This is a genomic window from Legionella quinlivanii, assembly GCF_900461555.1.
Classification (GTDB): Bacteria; Pseudomonadota; Gammaproteobacteria; order Legionellales; family Legionellaceae; genus Legionella_C; species Legionella_C quinlivanii.
Genome location: NZ_UGOX01000001.1, coordinates 3,354,472 through 3,367,264, shown reverse-complemented (window position 1 = coordinate 3,367,264; position 12,793 = coordinate 3,354,472). Strand labels below are relative to the sequence as shown.

Here is a 12,793-nt window from a genome sequence, read left to right as displayed (position 1 = left end):
TTCAAATGCCCGCTAGACTTTAAATTCAAGGATACGAAAAGGGGCGGTCATGAAGCTTGAAGATGCGGAAAAAATGGATTTAATGAAGCAGTTACAGGCAATCAGAGTTCTGGCTGGTAACACAGCAGATGAACAGTTATCGGCTCAGCAGGCAGGCATTATGAATCAGGGTGGTCATTATACTGCCGCTGTGAATGATCTTGCCAAAGCGCAGGCGCGTGTTCAGGATTCCACAAAAAAAACAGGTCATTCGTTTCTGTCTTCCAACTCCTCTACCCTTTCTGATGTTTTTAATCTCATAAAAGATGGGATTAATGGAAAGATGAATGATTATCTGCAGGAATTACTTTCCAATGCCGAAATTATGGCGGCAGTTAAAAATAAGGATGCCAAAGACCCGAATAGCCGTAAGGTGCTTGAAATCAATGTAACCATCGCCTCGACCATGATTGATAAATATGCCGGCCTTTTGGAAATATTGCTGAATAAAAAAAGTTTGTCTTCTCCTCAACAGCAATTAATCAAGGATGCTAATCAATCGATAAGTCACGCTGCAGAACGCTTAAGACGAGTTAATTTCATGCGTGCCTTTAATAGTCTGGATGATTATGCGACGGTTTATATGGCCCAGCACCATAAAAGCAGCTGTCTTTCCAATTGGTTCTCCTCCTCTCCTTCCAGGGCATACAATAACCTGATTCACTGGTTTGAAGATTTAACCCGTGAGCCTTTATCCGCAAAAGAACTCATGGGAGCGATATATACCATTCGCAAACAAATAGGTCAGTTAAAAAATGAGGAAGAGCGGGCTGCTATCCGTGACGGACTGGATGAGATGCTAAAAGAAAATGCTTGCCCGGCATTCAGCATTGAGGCTTCGCAGGGAGAACTGAAAGAGTATATCGACTCCTTTGGCAGACGGATTGCAGAATTGGGACTTCAATGGCCGGCGCCCTTTGCCGCAGAAACGCTTCCTGTTCTGCAACAGGTAATGACTGCTTAAGTCTAAGTCACTTACTTAAGGCTTTAACCCTTCTCCTACGTCCCTCGGACACAAGCCGAGGGACGTAGGAATATCTTAAGTAGTTAATTAGGTCAAGGGCCCATTACATGCATGAGAGTTTCCTTAACTTAATGGCAAGGGGCTTCTTGCTACGTCCCGCGGCTATAACTTCTGTGAATAAAGTAACGCACGCAACTGCTCAATTTCAGCGAGCAGATCCAGAACCAGTCCTGCACCCGCCAGATTAACTCCCAAATCCTGGTTGAGCCGTATAACCGTGCGAATGCGTCTTAAGGCTTCATCATCAAATCGCCACTCATTGCTTTCGTTCCTGCTAACCGAGACAATTCCTTCCTGAACAATTTCGATAATTGTTTCACGAGTAACGCCAAAGGAATGGCTGATTTCCTGTAAAGAGAGTGAAAATAGCTGTTCGCACTCCATTGTGCCAGTTTTCTTATCGCTCATGAGCTGCTCCCATCTTTTCACGCGGATTAAAATGAACGCTTTTAGCCATTTGCTCAAATAGCTTGTTCATTTCGTTGTTTTCAGTTTCCGGGATCCTGATTTCCAGAGTTATGTATTGGTCGCCCGGCGGATTACCTGGCAGGCCGCGTCCTTTAAGACGCATTTTTTTACCCGTCTGAGAGTAAGGCGGAATTTTCATGTTTACTGTTCCGCCCAGTGTCGGTATCTCAATATTAGCACCGAGAACCGCTTCCCAAGGCGTAATGGGAACCTTCAAATGGATATTTTTCTTATCCACATGGAATAGAGAATGGGGAGCAATATGAATTTCTATATATAGATCGCCGCGTTTGCCTGCGACCCGTTCCCCGCCCTGGCCTTTCAGCCGAATTTGCTGTTGATTGCCAATTCCTTTGGGAATTTTTACCCGGATGGAGCGTTGCTGGTATTCCAGTTCCCCCTGCTTATTGATCGAAGGCATCTGAAGCTGAAGTATTTTTTCACTGCCCTGGTAACTGTCCTCAAGGCTGATGGTCAGCTGGGCATGGACATCCTGACCTTGATCGTAAAAGCCTGACTGCTCCCGCCTGGCTTGCCGTCCAAATATAGAGCCAAGAAAATCCTCAAAATCGGCAGGATCGAAATCACTATGACCCGCATACTGATACTGAGGCTCATAGTCCTGACCATATTGTTGCTGGGCTTCACTCTGTTGTTTCCAATACTGGCCGTATTTATCGTATTTCGCTCTTTTTTCCGGATCTTTTAAAACCTCATAAGCTTCCCCCAGTTCCTTGAATTTCTCTTCGGCGCCAGGTTCCTTGCTCACATCTGGATGGTATTTTCTTGCCAGTTTGCGATAGGTTTGTTTGATTTCGTCCTGGCTGGCCGTTCTATCCAGGCCCATGATTTGATAATAATCTTTAAAGTCCATTGTAATTTCTTGTCCGTCCCTATGCTGAAAATAGTTTAATTATAGCCTGCCTGGTGCAGGCCATAGGTTCAATCCAAACGGATAGTATAATGGAAGCTGCCCGTTCCTTCATAGGACATATCCACAAAACGCATGCCTGAGCAATTAGCATGAACTTTGGGATGCATCATAAATGGGCCATCCTGAAGATGAAGCACACACCAGCTTCTGCCATCATTCGTAGCCACGGTAATGTTGGCTCGCCCTTTTTTGCAAGCGGGAGTGTCGCGAATTTCAAAGCTTAAATGACTCAGAACCTGCATAAAAAGCTCTGGAGTCGTATTGGCATCCACGATGGCAATATCAGGGCGGCTGTCATCGCTTATACGGAAAAAGTCGCTATATCCGCAGAGGCTGGGATTCGCCTGAGCTTGAAATGCAGTGAAACCACAGAATAAAAATAAAGCCATTTTTTTCATCAATTGTTTCTCCCTTATTAAATCTGGAAGGATTATATACTGGTCTTAAGGGAATAAACAGCTTTGGCTCATCGACCTGTGTTTCTTTTAAAGTTGACGTTAAGGGATATCGAGCCTATTTTAAAGGATGATTTAAGCGGAATTTTCTTCAATGAAAAAGAATATTATTTTACTGATCGTCTCCTTCGCCTTATTCATGGAGGCCGTGGATACTACGGTACTGAATACAGCTATTCCAGTGATTGCAAAAAGTCTGAACGTCAATCCAATTAATTTAAAAATTGCTCTAATCAGTTATTTGGTCAGTCTGGCCATTTTTATTCCTGTCAGTGGTTGGATAGCCGATCGCTTTGGCGCAAAAAAAGTATTTATTTTAGCGGCTATGCTTTTCACTGCCAGCTCGGTCTGGTGCGGATTTACCGACAACCTGCCCGAGCTTATTATCGCAAGAATTGCCCAGGGAGTCGGCGGCTCGCTTACATTGCCGGTAGGCCGGCTCATTATCATGCGTACCTGTGAGCGTCATGAACTAGTGAGCAAGATGAGTGTAGTGGTTATGGTCGCTGCGATTGGAATGATGCTGGGGCCGGTGCTCGGAGGAGTAATTAGTAATCATTTTTCATGGCGCTGGATTTTTTGGGTCAATGCACCGGTTGGCATTCTGACAGCCTTTCTGGCAATTTTTCTGCTGCCCTCTATGCCTTCGCGACCGATGCCCCCTCTGGATAAATGGGGATTTATTCTTTTCGGCAGTGGTCTGGCCATGTTAACCATTGGTTTGTCAGTTCTTAGCGAATCGGATGCACGGCATCTTGTGGTGGTTTTAAGTCTGCCGCTTGCCTTCTGCTTATTATTTTTATACGCCTGGCATTCTTATAACAGGGCTCATCCCATAGTTAAAATCGAACTATTTCGCATACGAACCTTTCGGGTATCAATACTGGGGAATCTGTTTGCCAGGCTTGGATTCGGAGGCTTTCCTTTTTTATTGCCGCTGTTACTCCAAATCGGCCTTGGGTATAACTCGCAGACTTCCGGATTATTACTGGCCCCTACGGCTTTGGGAGTGCTGATCGTAAAACCCTTGTCGGTGCATATCCTGCGCTGGCTCGGTTATAAAAAACTGTTAATTGTAAATACAATACTGGTAGGTATCGCGCTTGGCATGTTTGCATTCATTAACGCACAGACCTCCTTCGTCGCGATAGGACTGCTCAGCTTTTTTTACGGATTATTAATATCCTTGCAATATACCGGAATGAATTCTCTGGCTTATGCGAATGTCGATGCAGAAGAAATGAGTGCGGCGACCAGTATTGTCAGTACCACTCAGCAGCTCGCACAAAGTTTCGGGGTCGCCGCCGCGGCATTGCTTATCAGAATTTCAGCGAGTCTGGGCCATGATCCGGCGTTGAGCATTCGAAGTTTTCATTTGACCTTTATTGCCATGTCCCTACTGACTTTTGCCTCAATCGTTATTTTTATTCAGCTTAAAAAAGAAGATGGTCATGAGTTAATCGATATTCCGGTGAGAACTGCAACGGTGTGAAAACCACGGACCTACAGATAATTGCGAAAACTCCCCCCCGCTCAATTAAATGAAACAGTTCCGAATCTCATCAGGAATAGGAATGGATTTATTCAGTTTATAGTCCACCCAGACCACTTTGCTGATGCCCTGGGCCATTAATTCCTCATTTTGAAACAAGTCATGGTCAATGACAAAGCTTGAGCGGCCAATACTGTGAATGCTGCTATCGAGCACCAGAGTAGCGGGATAAATAACCGGCTTTAAATAGGTACAAGCAGTATGAATAACCACAGGTCCTGTATTTTTTTTGAGATCAATGTTCAGCGTTGCCAGCCATTCAATCCGCGCTTCTTGAAAATAGTCAAAATAGCGTGCGTTATTGACATGCCCCAGGGCATCCATATCGCCCCAGACAATGGAAAAAATGCGCTGATGTACTTTATTTTTTTGTGTCATGATAAATCCAGAGGATCAATATCAACATTCCAGCGAACGCTGGAATGGGTTTTATCTATTGTTAACCATTCACGAAGTTGGGTCAACGCATTTTGCAGCGGCTTTCTCGTGGGCGACTTAAGCAATAACTGCATGCGATGCTGATGGCCTTTTCGCGCCATCGGAGCCGGTGCCGGGCCAAGGACAGTAATCCGGGAAGTAGACAAACGGTTTTTCATTTCCTGCAGGGCCGCCATCACTTTATCGGGTTGTCGTGCCTGTGCCCGGATTAAAGCCATATAGTGGAAGGGAGGCAAGGCGGCCTGCTGACGCGCTGTTAACAAGGCATCGGCAAAAGCGTTATAACCTTCTCTAATCAACAAATTAAGATAGGGATTTTGCGGAACATGCGTTTGAATAATCACTTTTCCAGCCAGGGAGGCTCTGCCGGCGCGTCCCGAAACCTGAGTCAATAATTGACCTAACTGTTCAATAGCTCGGAAATCGGGGTGAAAAAAGCCGGCGTCCGCATCGGCAATAACCACCAAAGTAAGTTTGGGAAAGTGATGTCCCTTGGCCATCATCTGGGTGCCGACAATGAGTTGTGCTTCCCCTTTGGTGATTAGCTCAAGCCGCTTGCTAAGCTCGTTTTTTCGACTCACTTCATCACGATCTACCCGCATAATCTGATAATCGGCAAATTCGTCCTGCAAAAACTCTTCCAGGCGCTGGGTACCTGTACCCAAAGGCAGAAGTCCCGGACTGTTGCATTTCCTGCAGCCCGAAGGCGCTGACTGATTAAAGCCGCAATGATGACAAATTAGCCGATTAATTTGCCGATGAAAGGTCAAATGGCTGTCGCAGCCAGGGCAATCCGCTATCCATCCACAGAGCTGGCAGAATAATACAGGAGAAAAACCGCGGCGGTTAATAAAGATGAGGACCTGATTGTTTTGCTGAAGCTGTTCTTTAATTGCCTGCAGGGTCGCCGGTGCCAATCCCTGATTAAGGAGGGTATTTCGCAGATCAATGACCTGAAATTGTAAAGCGGATTGATTCAGTGCTTTGTGATTTAAAGGCAGATTTGTATATTTTCCCAGTCTGGTATTGTGAAGTGTTTCGAGACTGGGGGTGGCAGAACCCAGAATAACCGGAATATTGGCGGTATGAGCACGCATTAAAGCGGTATCGCGGGCCGAGTAACGCACGCCTTCCATTTGTTTTAATGAACTATCGTGTTCCTCGTCGATGATGATTAGGCCTAGCCGGGGCATAGGTGTAAAGACAGCGGCTCTGGTTCCAATGACAAGCCCCACCTGATGCGCTGCGGCTAATTGCCATGCCTTGCTTCGTTCGGTTTCATTAAGCCCCGAGTGAATAACCGCCATTGGGTAGTCAAAACGTTCCTGGAATCGTCGCAGCAATTGCGGTGTTAAGCCAATTTCAGGTACCAGAATGAGAACCTGCCGTCCCTGGGCAAGCACTTTGCTGATGGTTTGCAAATACACTTCGGTTTTGCCGCTGCCGGTTACCCCATAAAGCAGAAAACAATGGTAATGGTGAAGATGTGCCTGAATTTCCTTAACGGCCAGTGCCTGTTGTTCATTGAGCAAAAGAGGGTTTTTAACCTGATTTTCCTCCAGGGGCAGTAATGGCTCGATAGTTAAGGGTTTTAAGTTTTTTCCATCACGCAGCTTTTTAGGCAAGGCCAGCGGCAACACCTCGGAAAGTGGGGATTGGTAATACTGACTGATCCAACGACAAAGTTTCAGTATCTCGTCACTGATGATCGGTTCTTCATCCAGCAACTCACTAATAGCTTTCAATTTGTCTGCCGGCAGGCTTGAGTCTGACTTGCCGGTTACGATACCCAGCCGGATTTTATTGCGAAATGACACATAGACTCTGCAGCCGGAAGCTGCCTGTATTCCATTGGCCAGGTAGTCAAAACTATCCCGCATGGTATGGGGTATGCACACATTAAGAACCTCAGTCATTTGCCTGCCTGTGGTTGCCGCTGCCACTCATGGCTTGCTGATTGGCCGGGAGCTGAAAACACTTTTACCAGGACTTTTTCAATACGGTGCCTGTCCAATTCTTCTTTTTCCTTAATTAATTCCTCAACAAACCAGCGCGATAATTCTTCTACGGTGATATTGGTCAAAGGCATTAAGGTGACGTCTTCTTTCAGGAAGGGTATTTTTTTCTTGTTAAACACAAAATAATAATATTCTTCATCTTCTGAAAATGTAAGAAACGGAGAATACTGGGGCATCAGAAATGTTTGATTCAAAAAACGACAAAGATTATGGATGCGCTGTTTGTAATAGCGATAGTCAAAGGTCATTCCATTTTCTTCTACCCAGGTAGTTAACGCCAGATACACGCCATACATATGGCCATGCAGGGGTTCTCTTTCGGTGGCCGAAAATATAGTGGTGTGTCCTGCGGAAAATTTCATGGATTCTTTCTGCAATTCGACGGTAGTTAAATATTTATTCATTTTATAAGCTCGCTCGTTTATCTTGTAATTGAAAGCCCGCCAAGTCTCCGTCATAGTGCTTTGACAGGGCAATTACTTTAAATAATTCACCCATTTCACCAGGCTGAATCAGTTGTTTGACCGCTTGTGCGGCTCTCAGGCGCTGCCCTTCGTCCTGAATCGCTTCCAGTAAGCTTAGCAAACCATTCCCCAGCAAAAAAGCAGCCTGATTGGTATAGCCGCTCACATCAAGGCCTGCTGTAATCGCCGCTTCGGCAATCTGCGTGAAATCAACATGAGCGGTAATATCCTGCTGGCCGATGTAAACAAGGGGATTGGTATGGGCCTGGTGCTGATAATGGCACATGAGTGTGCCCTGATTTCGATCGGGATGGTAGAATTCGGAACGAGGAAAACCATAATCAATTAAGAGCATGACCCCTTGTTCGAGACTGGCGGCACATTGCTTAATCCAGCCTTCCACATATAAATTGACCTCCGACAAATAGGGAGAAAATTCTTTCGGCAAGACTTCGCCAAGATAGGCAAGAAGACGGGAATTGGTGCAGGGTTTGAAGATTTCCTTCAATTGCTCCTGCTCGTCAAGGACGATATAGCTTTCACAAATGCCGTCGTCGGTTTGCAGAAAACGATGCACCGGCATGGCGTCGAGAACTTCATTGGCCAGAATAATTCCCGAAAAGGCCTTTGGCCATTCGCTAATCCATTCTACCCTGGAGGCCAGCTCAGGAATTTCCTGCTGCACAAGTTGTTTCTGCCGTTCGCGTAAATGACCGCTGACTTCAAGAATGTAATAAGTTTCTGGCAGTGTCTCTTTTCTGGCGAGCTGTTTCAGCAGCTCGACGCACAGCTTACCAGAGCCTGCTCCAAACTCGAGGATGATACCTGAACCCAAGTGCTTTAAAATTTCACGGCATTGTTCGCCCAGAGTTTGTGAAAAAAGCGGACTTAACTCCGGCGCTGTAATAAAATCACCTAAGGCACCGAACTTGGGATGAGCGGAGGTGTAATAGCCATATTCCGGTGAATACAAGGCAAGATGCATAAATTCTGCAAAGGAAATGGCCTCATTCTTTCTGAGATGCGCGATTAAGGGTGTTGGTACATTCATAATTAACGGGTAAAAGGGGGAACATACCTTGAATCGGAACAGGAAACAAGTCAGAAAAGTAGCATTGATTACTGGCGCGGCCCGGCGCATTGGCGCAGTCATTGCCGGACATTTGCATCAGGCAGGTTATCGGGTGGCTATTCATTACCATCAATCGGAGGCAGAGGCGAATAGTCTGGCATTACAATTTAATCAGCAGCAAGCCGACTCGGCCCGGATTTTTTGTCAGAACTTATCCAGCCTGGAGAAGGGGGAGCAGCTTATTGAACCGGTGATCAACTGGGCCGGCCGGCTTGATCTGCTAGTCAATAACGCGTCTCAGTTTACTAAAAACCATTTTGAGAACTTTGATGAAACCCTGTGGCATACGCTGTTCAAGCTGAATACACAAGTTCCCTATCAGCTCAGCCAGGCAGCCCTGCCTTATTTGAAAAAACAGCAGGGTGTAATTGTTAATATCACTGACATTCATGCAGAAATTCCCCTGAAGGAATATGCAATTTATTGTCAAACCAAGGCGGCTCTCCTGATGCAAACCCGTGCCTTGGCAAAGGAGTTCGCGCCACTGGTGCGGGTCAATGCAGTAGCCCCCGGCTCGATTGCCTGGCCAGAAAAAGAAAATCGCTTATCAGAACAAATGCAGCAGAAAATCATCGCTGAAACCCCTTTGAAACGCCATGGTCATCCTGATTTTATTGCCAAGGCAGTTCTGTCTATAGCGAACAATGAGTTTATAACCGGCCAGGTATTGAATGTGGATGGAGGACGTAGTCTGCGCTAGACGGTGTCAGATTTTTATTCATCCTGGTCATGTACTCTTTGATCGATTCCAATGAGTTCAGGGAATAATAGGTCTGCAATTGCACTGATCCAAGTTCGCGAAAATAATAGCGTATCAGGCTTTTGCTTTGCAGCACGGCCTGAAACTCATTTTCAAGCCAGGATAGCTCCTCAAGATGCTTCAGGAATAATTCAATGCGCTCATCCAGCAGAACCTCGAAGCCATTGGGGCTCAATAAATGCTGGTAAAGCCAGGGTTTCCCCGTGCCTGCTCGTGAAATCATGAATGCATCGCAGCCGGTTGCAGCCAGGGCAGCTGCTAAAGAATTTCTTCCGCAAATATCGCCATTGGCGATGACCGGAATCTTCACCGCTTCTTTAATCAGACGAATAGCCTGCCAGTTGCAGGCTACATCGTAATCATCCTGCCAGCGCCGCCCGTGTACAATCAGCGCATTGATGCCGGTTTTTTCCAATGCCTGAGCTAAGGCGAGATCAGAATCAGTATTCTGCAGGCGGATTTTTATTGTTAAAGGACATTGGAGCGCATCGCGTACTTTTTCCACGATTCGAACCAAATGATCGGGTGTCTCCAGAAGGGCGCTTCCGGCACCGCGTTTTCTGATTTTAGCTTTAGGACAACCGCAATTAATATCAATCAGATCAGCCCCGAGAATTTCCAGTTTTTTTGCAGCCTTTGCCATTAGCTCCCCATCATTTCCCGATAGCTGATAACACAATCTGTCTTCATCCAGTGCGCGATGCAGGTAGCGGTTTTCTGCGCTGTGCTTGTAAATAACATCATGCGCTGAAATCATTTCCGAGACGCAGTAGGCTGGAGGGGTGTAACGAGAAAACAAAGCCCGCATGGGCGAACAGCTAAAGCCCGCCAGCGGCCCCTGAATCAGGCGATGCGGCATATTTATTGCGCCAAGGAACCAGGGAAGGGAACTATTATCTGTGCTCGCAATTTCAGTAAACATCTGGCAGAATCCGCGTTCTGATTAATTGAGCATTGTATCAAATTGGGCATCTAATGGATAAACATTACTACTCACCACTGGAGTTGTTAAAAATAGCTACTCAGCATGCCTATGCCGCTGATCATTTGATGAGTAATTTACGCGATGATTTTATTGAAGGACATGTCAAAGACAATTTAAACCCAATCAGTTCTTTAATGTATATTGCCTTTCAATTGACCCTGCAGGCTTATTTGCTGCACGTTCATCGTCCGGTCAAACAAAATAAAACCTTGATTGAGCTTTTGGAGATGAACCAGGATCTCAGTTTTTCCAGTCAGGACTTACAGCTATTCAAAATGTTATCAAGGCAACTGGCTTTTCGTAAGGGAGTCAATTACGAACTGTGGCAGACTCGCCAGCAATTTCAGGTGTTTTGTGCAGATTTACTGGATTTGTATGAGCGCCTGCAGGCAATGATGCCTTTAGAACTGCAAAATGATTATCAGAAATAGCTTGTGTTATAGCATCTTAGATTCTACGTGCCACGGCTTGTCCGGGGCATCCAGGCAATGCCTGAAGTAGAGCCAGCCCTGGTAAAGTCTATCGTCTTGATATAGAAACTATAGATACCCCGAACAAGTCGGGGTACGTAGGCGGTAAGTCGGGGTACGTAGGCGGTGAGTCGGGGTACGTAGGAGGTAAGTCGGGGTACGTAGGAGGTAAGTCGGGGTACGTAGGAGGTAAGTCGGGGTACGTAGGAGGTAAGTCGGGTACGTAGGAGGTAAGTCGGGGTACGTGGGGGACAGGTCGCGACACCTGGAGGAAAGTCAAACCGCAGTTCTTACACTGAACGATGCTCGGGATAGGCAATTCTGGTATTGATTCATAACCTGGTTTTGTGCAAAAATAGCTCACTCACATACCCTTATCCCCACCTGCGGAGAAACTTAATGCGTTTATTCGGTGCAAAATCGGTTGAAGAATTACAAAACATGCTGGAAACTTTAGACGATAAATCAGAGTTAAGCCAAATCAATTCCGAAAACCAAACCCCCATTATGTTTTACGCAGCAAAAAGCGATTGGGATAAAGTGGCTGCGTTCACTTGCATCACCGAGGTAAGTGAGGGAGATGCTGAACAGTTTGGACGGGCAGCTCTTTTGGCTGCCAAAGCCGGCAAAATGGAGCTGGCAATCCGTTTATTAAAAATCAACAATGCATCCAGAGAGGAGCGGATTGGGCGATGGAATATCCTCCACTATGCAGCCTTACATGCTCCTTATCCCAATTCCTCAACTGAAAAAAAAGCGATAGCTCTTCGCTGGATTCAGAAGTTACTGGCTTTGCCGGGTATCCAGCCAAGTTGTAGTCATACCACTGATAATGGATATACGCCTATTCTTTTAGCGGCTTATTTTAAAAAATGGTATTTGGTTGAGGCATTCATTAATGGCTTCAATGATGTTGAAGATTCCCAGGCATATGCTGAAGTAATTTTTCGTGCTGAGGATGAAGGACTCACTGAACTCTCTGGGAAAATTCTTGCGGGCATTAGTCCAGAAACCTTATGGCTCTATGAGAATGAAGAGAGAAAGCGGGAGGTAAGCCCCCTTCATCTGGCGATTCTGAGGGGCAATAAAGAGGCCATTATTAACTTTGCGAAAGAGCCCTGTTTGTCCAGGTGCACAGCCAGGACTTTACAGAATCGCGCAGGCTTTTCCCCAGTGCGATTGGCCGCACAGCTTCGCGATTGGAACACTGTTGAGTTTCTGACAAAAGAACAGACAGATGAGACCGACAGGCTGCAATATGGTTCAGCGATGGTATCGGCTGCCCATCATAAGCAGTTTGAACTGGCTAGCGCTTTAGCAGCAAAGGGGGCAAATCTTGACTGGAAATTTAATAATACTGAGAACGGGGCTATCAACGCATTTCATATTGCTGTACAGGAAAATCAGGAAAAATTTTTAGTTGCTTTGGCAGTCCGGTATAACCAATCCACCAGTAAGGACTCGTTGCTGGTAAAATATGAAAATAGAACGCCGATAGAATGGGCTGTTGATTTAAAGCATTGGCATCTGCTGCCTCATTTCGCAAAAATGACACCGTCTGATCCTCAGGCAGCGGGATACACAGCAGCTTATGAAGCGGCCCGGGCGGCCAATGCATTAAAAACAGAGGAGTTGGAATTACTATGGGAGGCGGCTTACCCTGAACTGGTGCCGGCAGAGAATGAGCGTTTTGTCGCGGCGTTTAAGAAAATTTATCAGGCCTTGTATATGGGGCAATCCTCTTGGTTCAAGTCCAGCAACTTCATAGACCAGCATCTAACGCTGACAAGAGCGGATATTCGACAGCATATTGCTGAGAGACCTTTCTCACGCTCGAAATTTGCCGCGGAACTCACTTTAAAATACAAGGACCGGATGGATGATATCAATCTAGTCAGGGAGATTCATCAGTATGCTTATCAGCATAGCGGCTTTTTTAAACGCAGCCTGAATGGACATGAATTGCTTACAGATAATGCGAAAACCGTGATCGAAAACGCCGATGCCGACTCTCGAACCGGTTTAATTCGTACTGGATTAGGCCTGTAAGAAAG

General features: G+C 46.0%; 13 protein-coding genes. 5 read left to right on the top strand and 8 right to left on the bottom strand.

All coding sequences use genetic code 11. The annotated features are described in order from the left end of the window. Positions 1-49 precede the first annotated feature (49 nt). Positions 50-1,003, top strand: coding sequence for a hypothetical protein (locus DYH61_RS14385; protein ID WP_058507029.1), 954 nt, complete (start codon positions 50-52; stop codon positions 1,001-1,003). A 162-nt stretch (positions 1,004-1,165) separates the two neighbouring features. Here DYH61_RS14385 and DYH61_RS14380 read toward each other — a convergent pair whose 3' ends face one another. The 3 genes from DYH61_RS14380 to DYH61_RS14370 all read right to left on the bottom strand — a co-directional run bounded on the left by DYH61_RS14380 (position 1,166) and on the right by DYH61_RS14370 (position 2,866). Next, on the bottom strand, positions 1,166-1,471 hold the full coding sequence (locus tag DYH61_RS14380) for a chaperone modulator CbpM (protein ID WP_058507030.1): 306 nt from the start codon (positions 1,469-1,471) through the stop codon (positions 1,166-1,168). Then, positions 1,461-2,405, bottom strand: a complete 945-nt coding sequence (locus tag DYH61_RS14375; RefSeq protein ID WP_058507031.1) for a DnaJ C-terminal domain-containing protein — start codon at positions 2,403-2,405, stop codon at positions 1,461-1,463. The genes DYH61_RS14380 and DYH61_RS14375 overlap by 11 nt, the downstream gene beginning before the upstream one ends. 68 nt (positions 2,406-2,473) lie before the next feature. Next, positions 2,474-2,866 carry a hypothetical protein gene (locus DYH61_RS14370; RefSeq protein WP_133129091.1) on the bottom strand — a complete coding sequence of 131 codons (393 nt, stop codon included), beginning with the start codon at positions 2,864-2,866 and terminating at the stop codon, positions 2,474-2,476. A gap of 148 nt (positions 2,867-3,014) precedes the next feature. On the opposite strand from DYH61_RS14370, the gene DYH61_RS14365 reads away from it, so the two are divergent. Further along, positions 3,015-4,412 (top strand): DHA2 family efflux MFS transporter permease subunit, encoded by a 1,398-nt coding sequence (locus DYH61_RS14365; RefSeq protein ID WP_058507033.1) that lies wholly within the window; start codon positions 3,015-3,017, stop codon positions 4,410-4,412. A 45-nt stretch (positions 4,413-4,457) separates the two neighbouring features. Here the strand turns inward: DYH61_RS14365 and DYH61_RS14360 are convergent, their stop codons facing one another. The 4 genes from DYH61_RS14360 to DYH61_RS14345 are packed head-to-tail and all read right to left on the bottom strand — an operon-like array spanning position 4,458 to position 8,443. Further along, positions 4,458-4,850 (bottom strand): acyl-CoA thioesterase, encoded by a 393-nt coding sequence (locus tag DYH61_RS14360; protein WP_058507034.1) that lies wholly within the window; start codon positions 4,848-4,850, stop codon positions 4,458-4,460. Beyond that, a complete protein-coding gene (priA, locus tag DYH61_RS14355; protein ID WP_058507035.1) occupies positions 4,847-6,826 on the bottom strand; it encodes a replication restart helicase PriA in 1,980 nt (659 codons plus the stop codon). Before priA ends, DYH61_RS14360 begins: the two co-directional genes overlap by 4 nt. Further along, entirely contained in the window at positions 6,823-7,332 is a 510-nt protein-coding gene (locus DYH61_RS14350) for a 6-pyruvoyl trahydropterin synthase family protein (protein ID WP_058507036.1), read from the bottom strand. The genes priA and DYH61_RS14350 overlap by 4 nt, the downstream gene beginning before the upstream one ends. 1 nt (position 7,333) lies before the next feature. After that, entirely contained in the window at positions 7,334-8,443 is a 1,110-nt protein-coding gene (locus DYH61_RS14345) for a class I SAM-dependent methyltransferase (protein WP_058507037.1), read from the bottom strand. Positions 8,444-8,471: 28 nt separating this feature from the next. Here DYH61_RS14345 and DYH61_RS14340 point away from each other — a divergent pair, with 28 nt between their 5' ends. Next, entirely contained in the window at positions 8,472-9,224 is a 753-nt protein-coding gene (locus DYH61_RS14340; protein ID WP_058507038.1) for a pteridine reductase, read from the top strand. Here the strand turns inward: DYH61_RS14340 and DYH61_RS14335 are convergent. Continuing rightward, positions 9,175-10,206, bottom strand: a complete 1,032-nt coding sequence (locus DYH61_RS14335; protein WP_058507039.1) for a tRNA dihydrouridine synthase — start codon at positions 10,204-10,206, stop codon at positions 9,175-9,177. The two genes, DYH61_RS14340 and DYH61_RS14335, sit on opposite strands and share 50 nt — an antisense overlap. 53 nt (positions 10,207-10,259) lie before the next feature. On the opposite strand from DYH61_RS14335, the gene DYH61_RS14330 reads away from it, so the two are divergent. Further along, a complete protein-coding gene (locus DYH61_RS14330; RefSeq protein ID WP_058507040.1) occupies positions 10,260-10,700 on the top strand; it encodes a hypothetical protein in 441 nt (146 codons plus the stop codon). 438 nt (positions 10,701-11,138) lie between these two features. Beyond that, on the top strand, positions 11,139-12,788 hold the full coding sequence (locus DYH61_RS14325; RefSeq protein ID WP_058507041.1) for an ankyrin repeat domain-containing protein: 1,650 nt from the start codon (positions 11,139-11,141) through the stop codon (positions 12,786-12,788). Positions 12,789-12,793 lie beyond the last annotated feature (5 nt).